Genomic DNA, 24,512 nt, shown 5'->3' with positions numbered 1-24,512 from the left:
TTTTCAGTACGTATAATCTGTTTTAGAGATTCAAAAGAGAGGGGGCGGGAACATGGCAAGACGCAAGGCAGAGAACGCGAGCACGGCACAGGAAGCGGCATACAAGGCACTGCAAAAGGCAGAGGCCGGGGAGCTGATCGCCAAGGACGGGCGGAGGATGTCTCCTAAAAGCGTCCAGAACCTCAGACCCGCGCCGCCTTTGAATCAGCGGCCGGAAGAGGAAGCGAAAGCAATCCATCAGGCAGGGCAGAAGGCAAGTACACAGGCACAGGCAAAGCGCCGTACTATTCGCGAAATATACAACGACCTGTTAGAGCTTCCGGCAGAACTCGACGACCAGACACCGGAAGACCTGGCAACAGCAGCGCAACAGATGGCACAGCAAAAGGGAAAAAGCCTGACGGTGTATGAGTCAATCGCCGTTGCAATGGCTGCCAGAGCACGCGCAGGAGACGTCAAAGCGGCGGCATTCGTCCGGGATTCTGCCGGGGACAAGCCCACCGACCAAGTGCAGGTCACAGACGCAATCACCGAAGGCGACCGGGCTTTGCTGGCGAAGCTGTCCGCAATGTCAGACCAAGAGACAGACTGACGGCAAAACATGGCGTTATATCGTCATTGTGACGAGAGTAAATAACTCACGTACCGAAAACCCGAATCAGGCAACCGGGGGTATTTTTTGGATGCAAAGGCAGGCCCCGGGGGTATATTTTTTTCGGCTGTGGGGAAGCGGCAGGGGGTACCACCCCCACCCCCCATGAGGGGCGACCGGGTGCGAGCGAAGGGCGGACACGGTACAAATATGTCATTCCCCCTGAAAATCCCAAAAAAATATTTCGTCTACGAAAGACCGTTTTCGTCTACGAAAAACAGCTAATTTTCGTCTACGAAACAGTTTCGTCTACGAAGATTCGTCTACGAAAGGAAACCAATGAAACTTTGTCCTTACAACCGATCCAGAGAGGAACAGTACGTCAAGCAGGTAAGCAAGAATGACGACAGCGGAAACCAGGAAGGGTACGAGTACCGGCAGGTTGCGGAGTTCTTTCTGATGGCGTGTTACGAAGAGCAGTGCGGAGCGTGGAGAGACGGGAAGTGCTGTTATGGTGAGAACGCATGACCAGTGCAGAGTGGAACAGGAAGCATGATTCCATCACGATTCGGCCGGACAAAGAGACGGGGGAAAGGATTCGTGAAGCCGCGAAAGCGGACGGAATCAGCGTTCAGGCTTTCATTCTGAAGGCGGTTGAATACCAGATTAAATGCAAGGGGTGCTACAAGGTGGCATATCCGAAAGAGACGGTTGATGCGCTGGCAAAGAAAGCCGGGGTAAATCCGTCCGAGTATTTGAAGATGGTATCCCCCATGCGGGTGATTGGGTCAAAAAAATAAGTCCCAGTTCAAAAAATAAATTTTTTTGGGGAAAATGATTCCCCATTTCATGCAGGCATCGTATAACGGCTAGTACACCTGCCTTCCAAGCAGGGAATGAGGGTTCGATTCCCTTTGCTTGCTCCACCATCCACTTAGGCATATCACCTCCTTAGCAGTACGGGACCTGCACGGGATAAGGCGGCGCCAAACGCTGCCCGTGTCGCTGCGAGATAAGGCCCCAGCACCGGCTGAGATGCCGGTTTCATATGACGCCAATCCCGCACGAGGGTAAGGCGCTGAAATCAAGAGAAAGGGGATTAAGCGTTGTACATCTGGGTAGCTAAAATCAAAATGCTGTTCGATGCGTGGCTAGTTCCCTTTTTCTCCACTGTGCATCCCGCGCTTATCCCTCACGCAGGAGCAAAGTGGGAGTATAAATGCATCACCCTGAAACATTTTTGGCCCACCGGGTTCAAGTAGTAAAGTTGCAGGCTGAGGGACAGGGCAGATTTTGATCTTGCAGGAAGTCTTTGCCGGGCGAAAGCCAAGCCGTATAGGCAGGGGAATCCCGGAAGTGGCTCCGGAGGGCTTCCTATTTAGTATGGGGCAGTACCCAAGTGGCCGAAGGGAGCAGTCTTGAAAACTGCGAGGGGCGAAAGCCCGCAGGGGTTCAAATCCTCTCTGCTCCGCCATGACGGCGTGGAAAGACACGCAATTTATATGCGCGGATAGCTCAATCGGCAGAGCGGCGGTTTCCACAGCCGTGTCACATTGGCGATATACAGACAGCGGAACCGGCGTCTAGCCAGCAAAGGGAAACCTGAATGTAGTGGTGGTTCGACTCCATCTCCGCGTGCCAAACAGATCCCGGCAAGCCTCTCAACGATGCGCAACGGCCGGGCCATATGCCGCTGCTTGGTGCATCCTTGCTAGTGGGACGTTCGGTTTGATTCCGACGGGCGGCAACAATGCAGGGTAGCGCCCTCCCGTGAAAGCCGGGCGGAACACAGACCGAAAGCAACTGCGACACGACGGAGAGCCACGCCGCACATCCCTATGTCTCTGTGAGAGGGAGGCAGAATCGCCGCCGACGGACTTCGAGAGCCGGAAAGATGCGATTTCGTATGCTGTCTTAGCTCAGTTGGAAGAGCAGCAGATTTGTAATCTGCAGGTCGTGAGTTCGAGTCTCACCGGCAGCTCCAAAAAGGGAGGAATCAACATGGAATTGAAAGATACCGTAAAAGGCATGATGAGCACCAACTACAAAGAGCGCATGGCAGCCGAGTACCACCAGGTCAAAATTCGCTATGAGCGGCTCAAAAAGCTGAACACCAAGCTGGAAGCGGATGCAGTTCGCGGCATCGGCGCGTGTGAGCCTAAGATGGATGGTACACCTGCGTGTGTTCTGCGTGACCAGCAGCGCATTATGGGAGAGTATCTCCACGTTCTTGAGCTGCGGGCGGAGATCGAAGGAATCCGGCTGTAAGGAGAACCACATGAGCAATCAGGAATTCATCAAGCTGTGCAAAGAAAAGGTTGCGCAGTATTTCAACGCCAAAAAGGAGAAGACCGATACCACTCCGTAGATGCGGCCTGAAGAGGTGTTTGTCGTCTGGTCCTGCAAAACCCTGCAGAACAACAAGGCGATGCTTTCCACGCCTGTTTCTGATGGCATGTACTATGAGATCACCTACAACGGTGACAAGAACGAGCTGTACTTCGATGCCTACAAGAAGTGGGAAAACATCTGCTTCAAACTGTAAAAAACATGGGTGAGCCCGGCATAACAGAAACCGGGAGGGCGGGTAAGGGGAATAGAATATGGCACCGTGGTTGAATGGTGAAAACAGCGGACTCTAAATCCGTCGGTCCGGGTACGCTGTGAGAAGCAAACCGGGTTTGCAGGTTCGAGCCCTGCCGGTGCCGCCAAGGAGGGATAGCGTGACAGCGATACAGAAACTGCGTGAACGTGTGATGAACCGTTGTCGCGCTGATCCTGTGTATTACGTAGAAAACTACGTTCACATAGAGGACAAAGACGCGGATGAACTGATCCAGCCTTTCCGATTGTGGGACGGCCAGAAACAGGCATTGAAAGCCTTTGCTGATGAACGGCGCGTGTGCGTCCTGAAGGCCCGGCAGCTTGGGTTTACCTGGCTTGCGCTGGCAGAGGCATAGAGACTTCTGCTTACGCACACAGGACGAACAGTCGTTGGTTTGTCGCGTTCCGAGAATGAGGCAAAGGAACTGACGCGCCGTCTGGGCGTAATTTTCCGTTATATGCCGGAATTGATTGCAGAGAAACCTGCGCCCCCGGGATGGCAAGGGCCTGTTTTCAGCCAGACATCCATGGAACTCAGAATTGAGTTCACGGAAGGGCCAGACAGCGTGTTTCAGGCATTTGCATCCAACCCGAACGCGGCCCGTTCTTTCACAGCTGACCTTGTGATCTTGGACGAATGGGCGTTCCAGCCGTATGCGTCCGAAATCTGGGCCTCCGCATTTCCCACCATCAACCGTCCGAACGGTGGACGAATCATTGGCTTGTCCACCATCAAGCTGGGGACTCTTTTTGAGGAAATCTGGACAAACCCGGCAAACGGTTTCAAAAAGCTGTTTCTTCCCTGGCGATCGGATCCCCGGCGTACCGAAAAATGGTATGCGGAAACGGTTGCAAACATGGGCGAAGCGGCGGCACGGCAGGAATATCCCGCAACACCGGAAGAAGCGCTGTCTTCACCGGGAGGCAGGTATTTCCCGGAGTTGGAAGCGCGGCATAAGGGAGAGGCTCCGCGTGGGAATGTGCGCAGGTACGTGTGCATGGACTATGGCCTTGACATGCTGTCTGTACACTGGCTGGCGATTGGTGAAGACGGCCACGCAGTCGTGTACAGGGAACTGGACCAGCCAAACATGACGATTGGCGCCGCCGTGGATGCCATAAAAGGGGCAAATTGCGATGAGGATATTTCGGCGTATCTTGCCCCGCCTGATCTGTGGAGCAGAAGCCAGGAAAGCGGAAAGAGCCGTGCAGAGCTGTTTCACGAAGCGGGCCTTACCCTCGAAAAAAGTTCCCGGGACTTTCCTGCCGGATGTGCTGCGATCCACGAATGGCTGAGGATTGACCCGGAAACCGATACCCCGTACATGACATTTCACAACGTCCCCCATCTGTGGGACGATATGTGCAAGATACAGGTTGATGAAAAAGACGCGAACGTATACTCGAAAACGCCGCATATCCTTACGCACTCGGTTGATTCGTTGCGGTATTTCTGCGTATGGTGGGCAAGTCCGGCACAGCCGAAAGAAAACAAAAATCGGAAAAAGTGGACGGCAGACCAGTGGGAAGATTACCAAAACGCAAGCGAAAAAATGCGGAAATACCTCATTGAAAAATGGGGATATCCGGCGTGATGTGCTGTCGTTTTATGTTTCCCTCCAGGCCCCGCAGTGGGCGTGGAGTAAATTCGGAGGCTGTGCGCCAAATCATTTGCTGTTTTTGGAGGGGATTTTTTGAGGTGTCCGACGTGCAGAATTGAATGCCGCGTAAAAGTGGTATCCGATGATAACAAAGACACACTGTTTTTCTTTTGCCGGAACAAGCAGTGTGCCAAATATGACCCGGACGGGAAATATCCGGTCGCCCAAAAGGTGATCCAGAAGAAGTCATAAGCGGGCATCCGCTTTTGAAATAAATTTAGCTGGCGAGCGTTTGTACGCGGAGGAACAAAATGGGAGACGAACTGGAAAATGGCGTTGATACTCAGGAAGCAGCCGAACCTGAACAGGAAGTCAGCGAGCAGGAAGAAGTGACAGACCAGGAAGGCGGACAGGAGCCCGGAGAGGAGCCTGAATCTTCCGGCCCTGAACAGGAACCTGCAATCCCTGACAGTGTATGGGCAACCGCACGCCGCCGCGCAGAAGCAGACGCACAGCGCCGCGCGGATGCTGAAGTTGCCCGCCGCTGCGCAGGAAAAACCAACCCCCTGACGGGCAAACCCATTACCACGCAGAAAGAGTATTGGGAAGCAATCGATGCACAGGCCCAAATGAGGCGGGACGCCGCTATTCAGCAGGCCGCGAAACGACTGAACCCGCAGGAGGCGGCAGCCTTTACGCAGGCTATCAAGAATGATCCGGAAAAGATTGCCATGCAGGCACGTATGGAAAATCTTGAGCGCATGGAGGCACAGAAACAGGCAGAGCAGCAGCTCAACGCAGATCTTATGGAGATTGGACGGATTGACCCGTCCATCAAGAACATCAATGATCTGGCTGCGCGGCCTGAATTCAATGCCATCCTTGGCCTTGTGAACAAAGGCTATTCTGTCGTCGATGCCTTCAAGGTGACGCATTATGACGCCGCTGTGCAGAATTCCACGGCAGCCGGAAAACAGGCTGCCCGGAATGAAGTCCGCGGCAAGACCCATCTGGCCGCTCATGGCGGAGAGAACAGCGCATCTGGCAGCGGAAGAGACATTCCGTCCCAGTGGCTTTCTCACATGAGGGATGCGTTCCCCGAAAAGAGCATGGCGGAGTTGAAAAAGCTCTACAACCAAACCCTGTAACCGAAAGGAGAAAAAACCATGGCACTGTCTTTTGCCAAGTAGAATGACAATATTGATGATTTCTGGAATGAATGGGCCACGCTGATCCGCATGAACATGGTGGACGCCGACAACGAAAAGAGCGACGACGACGCCCTGGTCAAAGCTATGTTCGTTGTCCGAAAGTCCAAGCGGTTTGGCGAGAAGACTGCTGGCATGTCCAGCTTCAGTTCGTTCAAGTACACTGCTGAAGGAGCGGCGGCAGAGGAAGACAAGCTGGAAGAGGTCAATCCCAAGCTGATTACCCACTCGCAGTTCATGAAGAAGTTTGTCTGTACCGCAGAGGCCAAGGAAGATTCCAACTTTGACCCCATTGCAGCGGGCTCCAAGAACTACGTGCGGTCCTACAAGCGCACCCGCGCCGAGTTTGCTACCAAAGCCCTGACCTCTGCCGCAACCACGTTTGAGTACGGCGGTCACAGTGGATTTGATGCAACCGGCCCCGATACCAAGGCACTGTTTGCCCAGGACCATCCCGGAGCATCTGGCGTTGGAACGCAGTCCAACATCTTCACTAATGCTTTTGGTGAAGATGATACGATGCTTTCACGGCTGGCAAACATCGGCAAAAACTTCAAGAACTACTCCGGCCACGTGATGGGTTACGACTTTGACACCATCATCGTCCCCGGAAACTGCTGGCGCCTGATCCGGCTGTGCCAGAAGATTGCACAGTCTGATAACCAGGTCAACACCCCCAACAACGACATCAACGTCAACAAGGGCTTGTGGAAGCTGGTTGTCAATCCGTATTGGCAGGCCGCAGACGGCAAGGAGCCGTACATCATCATGTCCAGCAAAGCGCGTGATGAGCTGAACGGCAGCCTGTTCTATGACCGTATCCCGCTGACCATCAAGCAGGATGTGGACGTGGATACTCAGAACCTGGTTTCGTCCGGCCGCGCTCGTTTCAGCGCCGGATTTGGTGATTGGCGCCATATTATCATGGGCGGCGCCGACGCAGGAACTGGAACCACTCTGGAATAACAAAACGGGGGATGCCCGCCTTAGGGCGGGCATCTTTTCTTATGGAGGGCTGAATGAAAAAGAATGAAAAGCTCGGCTATTGGCAGTAGAAGCTGACAGACGCCAAGCAGAGATACCATGAGCAGCTCAGTAGCATGAATGATCGGGAAGCCTTGTATATGGGGACCCACGACATCCGAAATGCAAAGAAAGGCGCATCGAATGTCCGAAACATCACGTATGAGCTGATCGAAAGCCAGGTGGATTCCAGCATCCCGCAGCCGAAAGTGACAGCAATCCATGAGGAAGATCAGGAACTTGCAAGGCAGCTGGAAACGCTTTTGAGAAACGAGGCTCGGCGGCTGAACCTTTTGGCAATCAATGACAAACAGGAAAGAACCGTGCCGATTCAGGGCGGAGACTTCTTTCACATCGAGTGGAATCCGGCAGCCGGCTATCACTGCACGCTGGGGGATGTGGACGTCACAGAACGGCATCCACGCCAGGTGATCCCGCAGCCCGGGATTTACTCCCTGGACAAAATGGACTATGTGTTCGTTCTGATTGCGCAGAGCAAGAGGGCGATCGAAGAACGGTACAATGTGACCATTGAGGACAGCACAGAAGAAGATCCCGAGATTCGCGGCGATGATGAGACCACGATCCCCGGCATGGTGACACAGAACATTGCCTACTACAAAAAAGACGGGAAAGTGGGCGTGTTCAGTTGGGTGTGGGACACTGTTCTGGAAGACTACCCGGACTATTATGCCCGGATGGGAAAAGTCTGCTCCAAGTGCGGCCGCAAGCAGGTTGGTGACCGTTGCGTCTGCGGCAATAAAAAGTTTGTGGACAGACCCGTCGAAACCATCACTCTCACTTCGGATTTGGTGCTGAACGACGGAACAATGATTTCGGCAATGCAGCGCGGTCCGGACCAGCCGATCATGAATCCCGACGGAAGTTATCAGCGGGATGATGCGACGGGGGAACTGATCATGATGCCCGGGGAACTGTATGCCACGGAAATCCCGGCCTATAAGCCGTCCGGATTTCCTATTGTGCTGCGGCAGAATATCAGCGCAGAAGGACGCCTTTTGGGAATTTCGGACGTGGATGTGATTGCAGACCAGCAGGAGGCAATCAAGAAGTTCGGAACCAAGATCGAAGAAAAACTTCTGAAAGGCGGCTCTTATCTGACTCTTCCTCGCAATGTGAACATTGAAACGTCTGACAGAGAAATCAAAAAGATACCTTTGGACAACCCAAGCCAGAAAAGCCTGATTGACGTTTACAATGTGCAGCCGAATACCAGCTATGACCAGCAGATGCTGGAAACCAACTACAGCTGGGCAAAATCCGCGCTGGGTATTACAGATGCATTCCAGGGCAAATACGATTCCTCTGCCACTTCCGGCAGCGCCAAGCAGTTCAGTGCAAACCAGAGTGCCGGCCGTCTGCAGTCCAAACGGGAAATGAAAAACGATGCCTACGCGCAGTTGTATCGAAAGATTTTCCAATTCCTTTTGGCCTATGCGGATGAAAACTATCCCATTACAGAAGTGGACTCCACAGGCGAACAGCAGTGGAGCCATTTTGACCGGATGCAGTTCCTGAAGCGGGATGCCAGCGGGGAACTCTACTGGAATGATGAATTCATCATCGAAGTGGACCCGGCGTCCAATCTGGCAAGCAACCGGGAACGCCTGTGGGATATGATCGACGTCAAGTATCAGGCCGGTGGATTTGGGCCGATCAATGAGCTGGACAGCCAGTATCTGCTGTGGACGCTTTTGAAAAATACCAACTTCCCTTATGCGGGTGAGGTTCAGAAAGCAATCAAGCAGCGCATGGAGGAACAGAAACAGCAGGAACAGCAGATGGCGCAGATGCAGGGAGGTGGCATGGTTGACATGGGGTGACGTGAAACTCGCGACCCTTCAGAAAATGTTTTCGTCTGACGGGACCACCATCAACAAGAACGATGAGAGCATCAAGGAATATCTGAATTCCATGCCGGCCGCAGCCAACGAGGCAATCCGAATGCTGGCAACATCCGTTGCTCCTGTTCGCAAAAGTGAGGAGGTCACGAAAAAAAAGGGCAAGAAAATGTCTGTTGACTGCACGGACTTTTCCAGGTTTTGGCGGATGGAAGCGCCGGAGGTGTATCACATTCAAAGCGGAGTTCCGGAAGCCTATGCGGGGTGCAAGTTCCTGGCAGGAAAGTATCTGGTGTTCCCGGAATCCGCAGAAGGTACGTTTGAGTGCTTTTACGATGCGATGCCTGCCGAGATCACATTGAACACGGCGGATACGGAAAAAATCGATTTGCCGGACGAAGCAGTCGTTTTGCTTCCTCTGTACATGGCCAGCGAGCTTTATAAAGACGATGACCTGTCCATTGCCACATACTACCGGAATGAGTTTGAGACGGCTTTGGAACGCCTGAAAATGCCTGTGTCAGGGACAGACGAATTCGTGAACACAACAGGGTGGTGGTGATATGGCACAATTTTCAATTCCTTCTCAGGCAAGCAGAAGCATTCTTCTGATTGACAAGTTCTATGGGATTGACTACACCAATTCGCCCGGAAACGTAGACGTTGGGAAAAGTCCGAACGCACCGAACATGATCCGGGACGTACCCGGTAAAGTGCGCAAGTGCATGGGGTATTTCAGACGGGCACAATTCCCTGACAGAATCAACGGATACCATACACGGAAAGAAGATCCCGCCGGCATTATCCATGCAGGCACAAAACTGTACAGAATGCCGTAGGATGCCAAGGCTGAGCTGGAAGAGATCTATGACGGGATGGCCGATGAGAGGAGCAAGAGCTGGGAGTTTGGGGATAAGCTCTATCTGATCGACGGCAAACAGCTTGTTGTGTACGATGGCGAGAGTGTAAAGGCCGTAGAAGGCTATATTCCTCTGCTGACGATTGCGAAGGCTCCCAATGGCGGAGGCACAGACTACGAGGCGCTGAATCTTTTGCAGCCGAAATTCCGGGAACGTTTTGCAGGAACAGATACGGATAAAGCATATCACCTTTCTTTTTCCGGGCTTGACTCGACAGCAGTCACAGCAAAAATTCTGAATTCAAGCGGCGACTGGGTAAGCAAGACGGAAAACAAAGATTTTACTGTGAACAGATCTACCGGAGTGGTTACTTTCAATTCCGCGCCCGGAAAATCTCCGGTGACCGGCGAGGATAACGTGGAAATCACCGCCAGCCGTACCGTGGAAGGATATGCGGACCGAATCAATAAATGCACCATCGGAATCCTTTTTGGCGTGAACGGTGCTTCTGACAGACTGTTTCTGAGCGGAAACCCGGATTTTGTCAATTACGATTGGTACAGTGGCCAGGACGATCCGACGTACTTTCCGGATACGGGGTACTCTGTTGTGGGAACCAGCAAAAGCGCAATCGTTGGATATTCCATTATCAACAACTATCTCGCTACCCATAAGGACGATATGGAAGTGGACCGAAATGTCATCATCCGGGCGGGAAACCTTGTGGACAGTGAGCCTGCTTTTCCCATTACCAACACGCTGCAAGGTCCGGGTGCCATTGCAAAACACAGTTTTGCGTATCTTGGCACAGAGCCTATGTTCTTGACCCGTTTGGGAATTTACGCAATCACACCCAGCGACATCAACGGCGAACGATACAGCCAGGACAGAAGTTACTACTGCAATGGCAGGTTGCTGCAGGAAATCGGCCTTGAAGATGCCTTTGCCTGTACATACAAGGACTTGTACTGGCTTTGCCTGAACGGTGTTGCCTATATCCTGGATGGTTTGCAAAGCCTTGGAACTGCCGCCAGCGAACCATATTCCAATCGCCAGTATGCCTGCTTCTACCGCACAAACATCCCTGCCAGGGTGATGTGGGTCGAAGATGGTAGGCTGTATTTTGGTGCAACGGATGGTCGTGTATGCGAATTTTACGACGACCCGGATTATATCGGGAGCTATAACGATGATGGCGAACCGATATGCGCGGTATGGGAAACGCCGGATTTGTCAGGAAAATACTTCTATCGGAACAAAACGTGGAGGTATCTGGCACTGCAGCTTTCCAGTGCCGCGGTCACTGGTGTGAAAATATTTGCTCAGAAGCGTGGAATCTGGACGCTGCTGAAAGATGAGCAGGTAAAAGCACGGTATTTCAGCTTTGCGCAGGTCGTGTTTTCAAAACTGACCTTCTCAAATGACACGACAGCACACACGCTGCCGGTCAAGACCCGCATCAAGAAGGTGGACAAAACTCGGATTCGGCTTGAAAATGCTGCGCTGAATGAACCTTTTGGCCTGATGCAGATTGCCCTTGAATTTGTGGAAAGCGGAAAGTACAAGGGATAAGAAAGAAGGGAGAAAATGGCTTTTTAGAAAATCACCGATGAAGAACTGCAAGCTGTTGGCGTAACAGGGTTGCCCGATACGCCCGGGCTTACTTCTCAGGAAATGCAGGAAAAGTTCGATGAACCTGCAAAGAAATTGCTGGCCCCCAAGTTCAATGCACTGGTGGATGCCTTGCAGGCGGTTGCGGCAGCGGCAAGCCTTGGGGCAGCCGCTCCGGATGGACTGGATGGCAGTACCGTGCAGGATCTGCTGAATGCACTGAAAAAGTTTGCGGATGCCCATCTGGCTGATGAGAGCAATCCTCATAACGTGAAGGCGGCGCAGACCGGGGCCTATACCAGAGAGGAAACGGACCAGGCGATCAACAACAAGGTGGTTGCCATCGGCTCCGGTGATATGGCTCAGGCGGTGTATGACCCCGGGCATCTCGGTGTGGATGCCTGTGTGCAGAAATACACCCACACAAAAAGCGGCAGCGTCCACAACTTTGCAGGCAGCGGTGTGAACGGCATCGCCAAAATCACAGCGGCGTTCAACAGCGGGGACACTGTGCAGCTCAACGGTGTCCCGGTCACCGCCACCTGCGGCGGCGATATGGTTGACGGAGATACCCTTGTGATGGGGCAGTGGGTCGCATTTGCGGCCGATGCGGAGGCGGGGCAGATAAATTTTAAGGGAGGCGGTGGGCTGGGCAACACCAAGCTGGCCCAGGCTACCGCCTCTGAAAATGATGTTGTCGCATCCGAAACATTCTTTGCCGGAAACAAAGAAATGAAAACCGGAAGCCTTGTTGATCGCGGGACTGTCACAACGGCGCTGTCTATTAAGGCGGGAAATACGGCAAACATTCGTATTCCCACAGGAGCATACCGAAAAAAGGCGTCGTCCGGATATCCGGAAGTCACATTGACCCGCAGCCAGATCCTGACGGCCTACAGCATCAAGGTGAGGGTGGATATCAGCGCACACCTTGGCACCCATGGCTCAACGCCGTATGCCAACGCAACTGCCAAAATCTATATTGACGGGACCTCGAAGGGAAGCGTGAGTGCGGAAAGCCAGAACATGAACGGTGCCGACGCAACGAAATCAACTACCGTTACGGTGTCCTGAGCGGGGGGATAAGAATGATACATGAAGTAGAGCTGACCGGTTACGATATCAAATACGCCGGAGACGGCACCCTGACGCTGGGCACCTGGGACAGTTACGGCATCGAAAAGCTTCATATCACGGCAGACAGCGACTGGGATGGGCTTACCGTTTTGGCGACATTCCGCATCGGCAGTACATCCGTCAGAGCATTGATGGACGGTGACGGGATGGTTTCCGTGCCGCCGGAGGCAACGTCTGAGGCGGGCAGCGGTGTGATCGTCTTTTCCGGCACCGACGGAGAGATGCTGCGGGTTTCCCGCAACCTGAAATACAAGGTGATGGACCATGACCCCATCGACGGGGATGAATCACAGCCCACCCCCTCCGAGTTTGAGCAGTTTGTGAGCCAGGTTAACGATGCCCGGATCGATGCCCAGCAGGCTGCCGTAGAGTCTGCGAAAAACAGTACCGCTGCGGCACAGAGTGCACAGACCGCAGAGAAAGCAAGCAGCAATGCGCGGTCATCGGCCGACCTGGCTCAGGCCGTTGCATCCAGTGTGGGAGCGGCTCAGGAGGCGGCACAGCAAAGCGCCAGGGCCGCGGAAAGCCAGGCGAACGCATCCGGCAGCCAGGCTGCTCTGGCAGCACAGAGCGCGCAGGCAGCAGAGCAAAGCAATCAGGCAGCACAGAGGCAGGCGGATCAGGCAGGCCAGAAATCAGAGGAGGCCGAAACAAGTGCATCTGCCGCTGCCGACAGCGCCCGTGAGGCGCAGGTGCAGGCAGAACAGGCATGGAGTAGTGCACGGGATGCAGCATCTCATAATGAGGCGGCTGCTGTATCCGCCCAGGCAGCTGCCGCGTCTGCGGGAAACGCTGCGGAGAGCTGTGCCAGGGCAGAGAGCGCGGCTGAGCAGGCTGCCGGCAGTGCTGTGCAGGCAGCAAATTCTGCCCAGGATTCTGCATCCCATGCAGACCGTGCGCAAGCTGCTGCAGATCGCGCGGAACAGGTGGCAGATTTTGACCCGTCTGATTTCGCCACTGCTGAGCAGGGAACCAGGGCGGACGCTGCGGTGCAGAGTGTCAACGGAAAGAGCGGCAACAGCATCACGCTGCAAGCGGGGGACATTGGAGCCGCCACCGCCGCCCAGGGCGGCAGGGCGGATACAGCGGTACAAACTGTGAACAACAAGAGCGGCACAAGTATCACGTTGGGAGCCGCGGATGTTGGCGCAGCGACAACGGCCCAAGGCGCGAAAGCGGATACGGCAGTGCAGCCAGACGACCTTTCCCCGTATGCAAAAACAGCGGACTTGCCGGATAATTTGCCGAACCCTTATAGCCTGTCAATTCGGTTTAACGGAGCTACACAGGCAACTTATAATGGTTCATCTCAGACAATGGTAAACATTACACCAAATGGCATTGGCGCGGCGACTAGAGCTCAGGGAGCAAAGGCCGACAGCGCCCTGCAGCCCGACGCATTGAGCGGATATGCTCTTAAATCGGAAATCCCTGTATCACCATCGGATATTAATGCCGCCACCGCTGCCCAGGGGCAAAAGGCTGACACTGCAGTACAGTCGGTCAATGGAGTGAATGCGGACGCCGACGGAACGGTGACCATTCCGGTCAGTACCACTAAAATTGTTCTGCTGTGGACAAATTCGAATACACATGCTCAATTTTCTGCCAGAAAAATCAGTGTGAATTTATCTTCGTATAATCTTGTGTTGATTATGTGCCGCAGAGGTAGTGAGGCTGGCGATAAATATGATAGGATAACAACGTCTTTGATTGTACCCGTAGGGGAAGGTGGGGTACTTATTGTTATGGCCGAAGGAACTGCATATAGAGAATTTGATACAGACCAAAGCGGTGTTACTTTTATGAATGGCGCAAATAACAGTAATGGGTCTTGTATCCCGTATAAAATTTACGGAATCAAGCTGTGAGTCCAGAGAGCTGTCGGACTGGTTTGGACAAAACAGGAAACAGGAGGAAGCGTAATGTATCAAAAAGCGTATATGCCCGCCGTTGGCGAAAACGGCGGAGTACATAGAGTCAGCGGCTACCGCATGGGCTACGCGGTGGACGGGGTGACGCCCAGCACCGGCAAGGGCCAGCATGGCGGCCGCCTGCCCATCGATGTGGGCGGCAAAGATACCGGTAAATCCAAGGTGTACGCCGGCAATGATATGACCGCCCTGGCCTGCGGCAGCTCGGCGCAGGGCGTCTGGTTTTTTGCAAGCACTGAGCCGCTGGTGCTGGTGTCCGGCGAGATCTGCTATCCCATTTTGGAGTGTATCCACATGACGGCCGCCGACCGGTCGGCCCTGGGCCTGGCTGCGGGCAAGACCATCCCGACAGGGACATGGATGTACTCCGAGGGCACCGCGGGCGGGGCGTCCATGCACCTGCATATCGACTTTGGCCGGGCGCGGGACAAGCCCAAAGCGGGCAAGTGTCCGTGGCATTCCATTGGGGGCGGCAGCTATGCCCCGGATGACAACTATCCCATCAACCGGGCGCTGTTTATGCCCACCGGCATGACGGTATACGGCGGCACCGAGCTGGGCAGCGGCAACGTGCGGGACAACGTGGGTTACATCTGGCACCGGGACACCGGCGAGCAGCCCATCGGTGAGGTGCGCATCGGCACCAGCAACTACATGCGCCGCACCGGCCCCGGTACCAACTATGCCGTGGTGGACTGGGGCGAGCACTCTGCCGACGACTGCAAGGCGCTGGCCGGGCGGCTCTATGCCGTCTATGAGGTGTCGGACGGCTGGCTTCGCATCACCCAGCGTGGCGTGGGCGGTGCCGCTGGCCAGTGGATCAGCGCGGATGCCGGCGCGGTCAAGCATTATGAGGAAGGTCCCTCCTGCGATTCCGGGGAGAAACCGGCAGAGACCAGGATCCCCGGCGTTGATGTGAGCCATCACCAGAAAGCGATGGACTGGGATGCCGTGAAATCCAGCAGCAAGGTTCAGTTTGCCATGCTGCGGGCCGGATACGGCCGGTACGACGACCAGGTGGACAAGCAGTTTGAGCGCAATTATTCCGAGTGCAGGCGCCTGGGCATCCCGGTGGGGGCCTACTGGTACAGCTACGCCACCACTGTTGACGAGGCCCGGGCAGAGATGGAGCTTTTCCTGGACACCATCCAGGGCAAACAGTTCGAGTATCCGGTCTGCTTTGACCAGGAGTATGAACAGAGCATTCTTGCCCTGACCAATGCTCAGCGCACCGCCATCGTCAAGACGGCTCTGGGAATGCTGGAGGAGGCCGGGTATTACGCGGCTCTCTATTGCAGCAGAGACTGGATCAACACCAAGCTGGATGCTGCCGAGCTGGCAGGCTATGACCTGTGGGTCGCCGACTATACCGATGCCGCGACTTCCCAGACGGCGCTGCCCTATGGGATGCGTCAGGTCAGCTCTGACAATTCCTTCGGCGTTCCCGGTGTTCCGGTGGATGCCGTTGCCGGGCTGGATTGTGACTATGCCTACAAGGACTATCCGGCCATCATCAAGGGGGCCGGACTCAACGGATGGGGCAAAGAGGCTTCGGAGGAGTACCAGAAGATCAGCCTGGACCCCGTGGAGGTGCCGGTGGAGGTGGCCATGGAATTCTACCTGGCAGCCCAGAAGCACGGCCTGGACAATGACGTGGCCTACCATGCCCAAAATGTGACCCAGCGTATCAGCATTGACCCTACGGTGCTGACCACAGAGGCGGCCATGGACTTTTACCGGGTAGCCCACAAGCATGGTCTGGACAACGATGTGGCATATCACGCGCAGTATGTACAGAAATGAGGGGCAGGGATGATCGAAATCATTGTGGCACTTGTGACAGGCGGATGCAGTGTGATCGGCGTGATTATTTCCAACATGCTGTCCAATCGGCGCACCGAGCAGCAGATCCGCGTCAGTCAGGCGGTTACGGAAACGAAGATCGAGGAACTGACGAGGGAAGTCCGGGAACACAACAATTTTGCCCGCAGAGTTCCCGTGCTGGAAGAACAGATGAAGGTGGCAAATCACCGGATTGCCGACCTTGAAAATTCGGTTGACGATATCAGAAGGGAGTAAAAAATGAGTATGGTTGTTTTGGCAGTAGTGATCGCAGTGACGGTCGAGGGCCTTATCGAGTATGCAAAGAGCATCGGCAAGGCGATGGAGGCCGGCGAGTATAAAATCGCGCTGACCCAGGCCGGCGCGGTGGCGCTGGGGGTGCTGCTCTGTCTGGCCGTGGGGGCGGATGTGTACAGCGCCTTGGGCGTGACCTTTGCCGTGCCCTGGATCGGCACGGTGCTGACCGGCATTTTTGCCAGCCGGGGGAGCAACTACATCAGTGACCTGGTGAAGAAATTCCAGAGCATTGTGGGGGAGGGATAAGAATGCCGAAACCGTATACAGGCCCGGCAAAGGATTATTACCAGACACCGGGAAGCGTTTCTGGAGGAGGGGTCACATCTTCCAACAAGCAGTACACACACATTGCAAAACCCAACACAACGTAGACCTCTTCTGCGTCTGCCGGATCTTCTGGAAGCGCAAACCGCGGTAGCGGGTATACAGCTTCTTCTGTGCAGGCAGCCACATCCGCGCAGGCCGCGGTAAATCCTTATGCGGAACTTCAGGCATCTATTTTGGCCCAGATGCAGGCCGCTCAGGAAGCACAGCGCAGGGCGAGAGAAGAGGCCTATCAGAAAGCGGCCGCCCAGCAGAAAGCAAATTATGATTATGCTGCCGGGCAGGTCAATGATGCCACCGCTCAGGCATTGCAGGAAGCCTATGTGAACCGAATGCTCCAGCAGAAGAACCTGAAACAGGCTTTGACCGCACAGGGTCTTACCGGAGGAGCCAGTGAAACCACAACGGCATCCATGCTGAACAATTACCAGAACAGCCGCAATGATCTGGAACTGGAAAATAAGCGGCAGCTCGGTGATCTGCTCAACACCTATCAGAACAATATGGCGCAGTTGGAACAGCAGCGTGCCAGCGGAGAGGCGGCCAGTCTGTCGGATTATGCAACTGCTTTGGTGAACCTTGCGGCAAAAAATGGGGTAAATCTGGTATCTCTGTTGCAGGGAAATGCAGTGCCGACCGCGAGCGGAAACGCCCGGTATGTAAACGGAGAGTGGGTTTACTACTGAAAAAAGCCGCCCTTGATGAGAGGGCGGCTTTTGTAAAAGAAAGGGAATTTCTATGGCAATGAACACACGCGGCCAGGCGCTTTTGAATGCCTATCTCAACCGCTATGTAAATGCGCAGAGAAGTACAGTAAACAGCGGAAATTCCAATGCTGTAAGTGCGGCCAAAAGCGGAATTTCTGTAATGAATAGTCAGGACATGAGCTTGCCTGCCTTGGACGACTACACAACAGAAGTCTATTCCGGCATCATTGAGAACGGGCAAAAGCAGATGGAGGCCGCACAAAAGGCTATGGAAGAGGCACAAAAAGCTGCTGAGAAAGCAGCCAAGGCGGCTGCCCGTTCCTCTTCCGGGAGCAGCTCCAAATCTGGGGGCACGTCAAAATCCAGTAGCACAGCCAAATCTGGAAATACGTCAAAATCCAGTTCCACCGACAAGAGCAAGGCAGGCAGTTCGGTTTTGGGTTCTTTGTTTGGCGGCGGTTCCGGAAGTCCGGCTAAAACTTCCGGATCAGCAACCAAGTCCGAAACGGACTCTTCATCCAAGTCGGGCAATTCCTTCAATGATGCCGCGATCAACCGGCTCAAAGAACAGGCAAAAAGCAATCCTGCGCTTGCGGAAGCACTCAAAAAAGTGGGGTATACACTGGATACAAAGGAAGGCAATTCCACTTCTGAAGCCTCCCCGAAAGAAAGGGAAAACAAATCCCAAAACAAGACGACCACGGGGACCAATTCGCAGAGTGCCAATAATGCAAAATCCAAAAGCGTTGCAAGGGCTTCCTCTTATCTTACGGGCGGAAATTCTGATACTCCCAGTCCCCAGTACGGCGCTGCATTGCAAGATCCCAAAAAGCAGACGGAGAACACCTCAAAAAAGACCGAAACCACATCCATGACCAATTCGCAGGCAGAGAGGTGGAGGAAAGCGGCGGATCAGGCAAAAGGGGATAAAGACGCTGCTTTTGAGGTTGTAAACAACTATCTGGAAGCAAATGAGAATGCCCGCAAATTGTGGGATTTGGAATCTGCCGCAGACGGAAGCAAGGCGAAGACAAATGCTCGTAATGCGTTGACTCCGGAAGAACAGAAGACTTATGACCAGATGCGGGAACTGTATGACGAATACGGAACCTTGTGGAGCGTTGGTTATCGCGCATCGGAAGATTTCAAAGGACTTGGCAAACAGATTTCAGGCAGCTTGATTACGCTGGGGGAAGGCGCAGCTCAATCAGTTAAAGACACGGCAGAACGTACAGAAAGTGTGGAAGGGGAGGAACTTCGCGCTGCTCAAAAAAGAATGGATGAACTGTACGCACAGGGACGTGCTTATACCATTGATGAGAACGGCGTAGAACATCCCACCGCAGAGTACACAGCGGCTGTTCAGGCCCGGGATGCAGCAGAAGATGCTCTGAACCAAAAATTCCCCGGCACCGTTCTTACGCCCGAAAACAGCACAGGCGTAAGGCTTTACAGCGAAGGAAGCGAGCACCTTGCTAACGCACAGCTTGGGTTGGACGATGGAACAAAATTTGTAGTAAATACGGCAAATGCTGTCATTGGAAACGCCCCCACAATGGCAGCCGCATTGATTCCGTATGTGGGTCCCGGAATTTCTCTTGGGTTGGCTGGCGCACAGGCGGCAGGAGGAAAAGCAGCAGAACTCAGCAATCAGGGCGAAACCGCAGGAAACGCCTTGTCCAGAGGTATTATTTCCGGAGGAATTGAAGCGGCTACAGAAGTTCTCCCTGTCGGTTCCTGGGTTAGCATCATCAACAATCCGGGGGGAAGAAGCGCAGTAAAAAATGTCCTTCAGCAGATGGGAAGCGAGGCAACAGAAGAGTCTGCAAGTTATATTGCAAACTATTTGGCAGACAAGGCGGCGCAAGATCCCGATGCGCAGTTCAGCCTTGAAGAGCTGGCACAAAACGCCCTTATGGGTGGTCTTTCCGGTGGCATTTACGGCGGAGTCGGAACGGCGATTGGAAACATCCGCAATAACAATCAGCAACCGTTTCTGCGTCCTCTCGGAGAAGCACAGGAAACGCCTTCTAGTATGGGCAATTTTGAAATTCGTGCAGAAGATATGTTGCTTCCCGGGCAGGTCCCCACAAATCCGGTAAATGAGCAGAATCCAACAGAATTTATACCAGAAATTGATTCCATTCGGAATGATCTTTTCGGACCTCAGACACAAGCCGTTCAAGAAGATACTTCCTGGCAAAACATGGACACCAATGCTGTTGTTCAGGACCTGTTTAATCAAATTGATGCCATGTATCCTGGCACCAGAGAAGAAATGCAGGAATATCTTGATGCACTTGACGATATTCCCGAAGCGCAATATGATGGAATCAATGAAGGAGGAATTGCAAATGAGCAAAATTCCGACATGGGAGGAAATGTATCCCAGAGTATTGAAGCTGGCTATCCCGGTGGGAGAAGCCCGGAATATCAGCCCGGAAGTGTTGGCGCAGCGGCAGATGGAACGGCTGGTACAGCGGGGGGAGGTACAGCCCAAGAAGTAAACTATGCGCAGCGTGCTCAGGCCGTAACTGGCCGTGACCGACGGTCGCCCTATACCCGACAGCTTCAGTCTTTCTATGAGCGGCTTGCCGCCGGCGAAGTAGACGGCACCACAATGGATCAGGAGGTGGACCAGATCGCCCGCGGACTGGTCCGCGAATCTGATTACACGGTGGAAGCCGATCCCGGACAGCAGGCGTTGAGAGACTATCTGAAAAACACCCGGATTTATGTGGATGGAAAAAATGCAGCGGAAATTTTGAATGCAACTGGATTGAAGTCTATTTCTCAGTACAACATTCAGAACGGTGTGAATCTTACCACAAAGCCGGATGGCGCAGTGCCGCTGGATACTGCTATGCAGGAATTGTCTGGCATGAACGTCGGCTATTCTGGTGACGGCGTTTCTCCTGTTGATGATTTCATGCAGATTTCGGGACGGCCCCAGAAGCAAGTGGACTCGGATCTTTTGCAGGCCAACGTGGACTACACCAAAGAAATGATTCTCGATCAATTCTCTGGACAGCAGACAGAAGATTTTGAAAGCTGGCTCAGAACTGCGTCCGAATCAAACGAATGGGGAGAAGCGCCTGATTATATCCAGAGAGTGGCGCAGCGGTACGGCGTGAATGAGCCTGCAGCACAAGCGGAAAGCCTCGGCCTTGACGATTCTGTTTCTACGCAAATGCCGTCGGATAGCGGCAGTTTGTGGGATGGTACAAGTGGTGTTATGCCCGAGCGCAGTATTGGCGCTGACATGCTGCGGGACTACAATCGTGCAGAAATTCCGAACCTAGATTATGGCACTCAGCGTTCGGCTGCAGGAAGGCTGGTTGACCATGTGGACCGTGCCGGGCTTGGACTTGGAGAACAGACCCATCAGCTGTACACGTTCCGTGAGGCAGGGGACAATGCAAGAGCGGACTTTAATGTTGCCGTTCAGCAGAATGTAGGGGACGAGCTTGCAGCGTCCGCGCAGATCATGGATGACCTGAAATCCAAAAACGATTGGAGCGCGGATGATTTTGCGACGATGCAAGAAGTGGAGCGACGGTTGCAAAATCAGCTGACCATGAATCAGCCTGGAACGGCAGAGTATGACGTTATCAAAGAACGTCTGAAAATGGCGTATGAAAGACATTCTCGTGCATCTTCTGGCACGGCCCGCGCACTGGTGCAGAACCGCGCATCTGAATTTGACGAATTTACCCCCGTGCAAAAGTTCCAGCAGGTGTCCGACCAGATTGCAAAGCAGTATCAGTCCGATCATGTTCGCGAATCCCAGAAGATAGACAGCCTTTCAAAAGACATTGCCGATGTAGGCAAAGAGGCCATGAGCTATCAGGACGCAGAATTTGATGAATTTTTGCGGGAAAATGGAATTGAGCCTACGTCTGATTCTGTAGAAGATCATCTGGCAGCAGCACGTAAAATTGTAAAAGACCTTGCAGATGCACATGGGATTTCGCTTACCGACGATCAAGTGGATCATGCAGCCCAGCGTGTTGTGGCCGGCGGCGACAAGGACGATGTGTTTAATCGCCTTATGGCTGACCTTGCTGGCATTGGTGAGTTGCAAGGGCAGGACTTTGAAGACGTTATTGCCATTGCAGAGCAGATGAAGGAAATGCCGGACAGCCGTGAGCGTGACGCACTGGAAACCAAGATGTATTCCATCATTGCACAGAATCTTCCGGCCAGAACTTGGTTTGATAAGATGAATAACTTCCGGTACCTTGCTATGCTTGGCAATACGCGGACTCATGTTCGGAACATCGTTGGTAACGTGATGATGCGGGGCATCATCAATATGAAAGACGGCGTTTCCGCAGTGATTCAAAGAGCTGTTCTGCCGGAGTCCCAGCGCACAAAAGCTATTTTGACACCGGGAGACAATGGCCTTGTCCGTGCCGCAAAAGACTACGCAGAGAATGCAGTTTTCAGCCGCGTTTTCCGGCAGGCAAACGGTGATAAGTTCAATATCCGTTCCGGTATTGAAGGCGCACGCAGAACATTTGGAGATTCTGCACCTGGAAGAGTATTGCAAAAGGCAACGGATTGGAACAGTCGGATCCTGCAGGCGGAAGATGAATTTTTCATCAAATCCGAATTTGCAAACAGTCTTGCCCAGCAGATGAAAGCACAGGGGCTTGGTGTGGATGCCCTGACCGCTACTGACCCGGATGTGCAAAACCGTATCAGCCAAATGACCGACCGTGCCATTGCAGATGCACGGGAGGCAACTTTCCAGACAGACAACTGGCTTGCGCAGAAGCTCAGCGACTTTTCAAAAGAAGCGCGGCAGGGAAGTATAAGCCAAAAACTGGCCTACATGATTACAGGAGGAGTGCTTCCTTTTAAGCGTACACCCATCAACATTGCTAAAAGTGCCTTGGAGTATAATCCGGTCGGCGGTCTGGCAGAAGCAGTGTACCGCTACAAGAGCGGACGCAGCACAAATCAGGTGATTGATTCCGTATCAAAGGGACTGACCGGAACTGCACTTATCGGGATTGGCGCAATGCTTGCAAAGGCTGGACTTCTCAACGGAAGCGGAAGCGACGATGACAAAGAAAATGCATTCAACGAAATGCAGGGGCAGCAGCAATACTCCGTAAATATTCCCGGGGTTGGCTCCTACACCATTGACTGGGCGTCTCCTGCAGCTATTCCGCTTCTGATCGGTGCGGAGCTTGGGACCGCAGCAGATGGCGAAGATTACAGCGCCGGTCAAATTGTTGACGCAATGCGCCACATGACGCAGCCGGTTCTTGAAACCACCATGCTGTCCGGACTGAATGACACACTGGACGAGATCCGCTATCTTGGAGACAGCGAAGACGCGCTTACCTCTTTGGCATCGTCCGCAGTAAGCGGGTATTTTGGGCAGTTCTATCCTACCGTTTTGGGTCAGGCTGCTCGAACGATTGATCCGACTCGACGCGACAGCTACGGAGGCGGAGACAGTGCAACGGAGCGCGACATCAACTATAATGTGAACGCTTTGCAGAACAAGGTCCCGGGGGCTTCTATGCTGAATGAGCCTTGGATCGATGCATGGGGCAGGACGCAGGAAAACACAGGCGGAAATTTGCTTGGGCGTCTTTTCAGCAACACGTTGTCTCCTGGTTATTTTTCCGGTGAGAATACGACCCCTGTTGACGAATATCTGCAGGAGCTCTACGATGCCACACAGGATTCAAATGTGCTTCCCGAACGGGCCGCAAGCAAGATGGACGGTACTTATCTCACGCCTGAGCAAAAGACTGAATATGCCACTGTCCGCGGTCAGACAGCCTATGACATGATCGAAGAGCTGATGAACAACTCCACGTTCCGAAGCATGTCAGAGGAAGACCAGGCATCTACTATCCGGGATATCTACAGCCTGGCAAACAAGGTCGGCGCAGCAGCGGCGGTTCCCGATTATACGTCTGACGATTCCCTTTATGGGATTTATCTTGATGGAGGAATTGACGGGGTTGTAAACTATGCGCTGGCAGATGCGTCACTTTCCAACGCAAGGGCCGACAAGCGGAACAGCACAGGAGATGAAAACGCTAAACTGAGCAGCGCAGAAACATGGGATTCCATGCAAAGCCTTGGCCTGGATGATGAAGCGTTGGTAGACACTTACCTTGCAAAAGTGTCTGACAGCACGTCCGAACGGGTGAACGACCTTGTGGGGGCACAAGGCGTTATTGCATACCGGGATGCCTACGCAAACGCAGATACTGACGGAAATGGAGCTGTTTCTGACAATGAGTTGAGAATCGCGCTCATTCAGAGCGGCCTTGACGATGATCTTTTGTTCAACACCTACATGGCTACACAGACCACAACCAACGATGCAGGGGAAACCAGCACGGACGACAAAGCCTATTCTGCATATCAGGATTTCGGTACGTCCGGCGGTGTTGACTGGATGAAGTATTACTCTGCTTATCTGGTAGCAAAGGCGCAGGAGCAAGCGGCTCAAAAGGCAAAAGGTGAAAGCGCAGATTTGAAGGGATTGGCAGAAAGTATGCTCAATCAAATGGACTTGTCCGACGATGAACGCAGAGCGTTTTTCGCTTTGACTGACAGCCGGTGGAAAAGCAATCCTTTCTGATTTGGTCTGAACGTTAGTCTGACACTTGGTATACAAACATGTTCAAACAAGGCCAAACATAACAATACAAACGCAAAAGAAAAACCGCGTAGAAACGTTACAATTCACGTTCCTGCGCGGTTCTTTTTTGGTCGGAGTGGCGAGACTCGAACTCGCGGCCTCCTGCTCCCAAAGCAGGCGCGCTACCAACTGCGCAACACCCCGATATAATATAAAATTGTTGAATACTGCCGAGGCGCCAGCTTCGGTCGCCCGGCTTGCGGCGTGTCGTCTCCTTCGCGGCCGGAGGCCGCT

18 protein-coding genes and 5 tRNA genes are annotated in these 24,512 nt (G+C 53.5%); 22 read left to right on the top strand and 1 reads right to left on the bottom strand.

Translation table 11 applies throughout. From position 1 onward, the window contains the following. Window positions 1–52: 52 nt before the first annotated feature. The 22 genes from INF35_RS05655 to INF35_RS05550 all read left to right on the top strand — a co-directional run bounded on the left by INF35_RS05655 (window position 53) and on the right by INF35_RS05550 (window position 24,218). Complete coding sequence (locus tag INF35_RS05655) at window positions 53–592, top strand: hypothetical protein (protein WP_193500565.1); 540 nt, start codon at window positions 53–55, stop codon at window positions 590–592. A gap of 524 nt (window positions 593–1,116) precedes the next feature. Next, a complete protein-coding gene (locus INF35_RS05650) occupies window positions 1,117–1,392 on the top strand; it encodes a hypothetical protein (protein ID WP_193500564.1) in 276 nt (91 codons plus the stop codon). A 51-nt stretch (window positions 1,393–1,443) separates the two neighbouring features. Then, window positions 1,444–1,518, top strand: a tRNA-Gly gene (locus tag INF35_RS05645). Between the two features lie 459 nt (window positions 1,519–1,977). Further along, window positions 1,978–2,066, top strand: a tRNA-Ser gene (locus INF35_RS05640). Window positions 2,067–2,096: 30 nt separating this feature from the next. Then, window positions 2,097–2,233 (top strand) — tRNA-OTHER (locus INF35_RS05635). 267 nt (window positions 2,234–2,500) lie between these two features. Beyond that, window positions 2,501–2,576 (top strand) — tRNA-Thr (locus tag INF35_RS05630). A gap of 17 nt (window positions 2,577–2,593) precedes the next feature. Continuing rightward, window positions 2,594–2,860, top strand: a complete 267-nt coding sequence (locus INF35_RS05625) for a crAss001_48 related protein (RefSeq protein WP_193500563.1) — start codon at window positions 2,594–2,596, stop codon at window positions 2,858–2,860. A gap of 115 nt (window positions 2,861–2,975) precedes the next feature. Further along, a complete protein-coding gene (locus INF35_RS14020; RefSeq protein WP_328740471.1) occupies window positions 2,976–3,137 on the top strand; it encodes a DUF6275 family protein in 162 nt (53 codons plus the stop codon). A 178-nt stretch (window positions 3,138–3,315) separates the two neighbouring features. Beyond that, window positions 3,316–3,552 carry a hypothetical protein gene (locus tag INF35_RS05615; protein WP_193500562.1) on the top strand — a complete coding sequence of 79 codons (237 nt, stop codon included), beginning with the start codon at window positions 3,316–3,318 and terminating at the stop codon, window positions 3,550–3,552. A 39-nt stretch (window positions 3,553–3,591) separates the two neighbouring features. Further along, window positions 3,592–4,791 carry a hypothetical protein gene (locus tag INF35_RS05610; RefSeq protein WP_193500561.1) on the top strand — a complete coding sequence of 400 codons (1,200 nt, stop codon included), beginning with the start codon at window positions 3,592–3,594 and terminating at the stop codon, window positions 4,789–4,791. Window positions 4,792–5,108: 317 nt separating this feature from the next. Continuing rightward, the gene (locus tag INF35_RS05605; RefSeq protein WP_193500560.1) at window positions 5,109–5,945 is read left to right on the top strand and encodes a hypothetical protein; all 837 of its coding nucleotides are present in this window, start codon (window positions 5,109–5,111) and stop codon (window positions 5,943–5,945) included. A 90-nt stretch (window positions 5,946–6,035) separates the two neighbouring features. Then, a complete protein-coding gene (locus INF35_RS05600) occupies window positions 6,036–6,971 on the top strand; it encodes a phage major capsid protein (RefSeq protein ID WP_193500559.1) in 936 nt (311 codons plus the stop codon). Between the two features lie 134 nt (window positions 6,972–7,105). Further along, window positions 7,106–8,872, top strand: coding sequence for a hypothetical protein (locus INF35_RS05595; protein ID WP_193500558.1), 1,767 nt, complete (start codon window positions 7,106–7,108; stop codon window positions 8,870–8,872). Beyond that, entirely contained in the window at window positions 8,859–9,452 is a 594-nt protein-coding gene (locus INF35_RS05590; RefSeq protein WP_193500557.1) for a phage adaptor protein, read from the top strand. Before INF35_RS05595 ends, INF35_RS05590 begins: the two co-directional genes overlap by 14 nt. Before the next feature lie 313 nt (window positions 9,453–9,765). Continuing rightward, window positions 9,766–11,322, top strand: coding sequence for a hypothetical protein (locus INF35_RS05585; protein WP_193500556.1), 1,557 nt, complete (start codon window positions 9,766–9,768; stop codon window positions 11,320–11,322). Between the two features lie 69 nt (window positions 11,323–11,391). Continuing rightward, complete coding sequence (locus tag INF35_RS05580) at window positions 11,392–12,435, top strand: hypothetical protein (RefSeq protein WP_193500555.1); 1,044 nt, start codon at window positions 11,392–11,394, stop codon at window positions 12,433–12,435. Between the two features lie 14 nt (window positions 12,436–12,449). Further along, a complete protein-coding gene (locus INF35_RS05575) occupies window positions 12,450–14,369 on the top strand; it encodes a hypothetical protein (protein ID WP_193500554.1) in 1,920 nt (639 codons plus the stop codon). 54 nt (window positions 14,370–14,423) lie between these two features. Then, window positions 14,424–16,235 carry a glycoside hydrolase family 25 protein gene (locus INF35_RS05570; RefSeq protein WP_193500553.1) on the top strand — a complete coding sequence of 604 codons (1,812 nt, stop codon included), beginning with the start codon at window positions 14,424–14,426 and terminating at the stop codon, window positions 16,233–16,235. Window positions 16,236–16,244: 9 nt separating this feature from the next. Then, window positions 16,245–16,511, top strand: a complete 267-nt coding sequence (locus INF35_RS05565) for a hypothetical protein (protein WP_193500552.1) — start codon at window positions 16,245–16,247, stop codon at window positions 16,509–16,511. 3 nt (window positions 16,512–16,514) lie between these two features. Beyond that, the gene (locus INF35_RS05560) at window positions 16,515–16,817 is read left to right on the top strand and encodes a hypothetical protein (protein ID WP_193500551.1); all 303 of its coding nucleotides are present in this window, start codon (window positions 16,515–16,517) and stop codon (window positions 16,815–16,817) included. Window positions 16,818–17,008: 191 nt separating this feature from the next. Continuing rightward, complete coding sequence (locus INF35_RS05555; RefSeq protein ID WP_193500550.1) at window positions 17,009–17,581, top strand: hypothetical protein; 573 nt, start codon at window positions 17,009–17,011, stop codon at window positions 17,579–17,581. A 52-nt stretch (window positions 17,582–17,633) separates the two neighbouring features. Beyond that, complete coding sequence (locus INF35_RS05550) at window positions 17,634–24,218, top strand: hypothetical protein (RefSeq protein WP_193500549.1); 6,585 nt, start codon at window positions 17,634–17,636, stop codon at window positions 24,216–24,218. Window positions 24,219–24,346: 128 nt separating this feature from the next. Here the strand turns inward: INF35_RS05550 and INF35_RS05545 are convergent. Next, window positions 24,347–24,422, bottom strand: a tRNA-Pro gene (locus INF35_RS05545). Between the last annotated feature and the right edge of the window lie 90 nt (window positions 24,423–24,512).

Source organism: Gemmiger gallinarum (assembly GCF_014982805.1).
Taxonomy (GTDB): Bacteria; Bacillota; Clostridia; order Oscillospirales; family Ruminococcaceae; genus Gemmiger; species Gemmiger gallinarum.
Note: the sequence above shows the minus strand (reverse complement) of the source record. Positions and strands in the feature narration are given on the sequence as shown.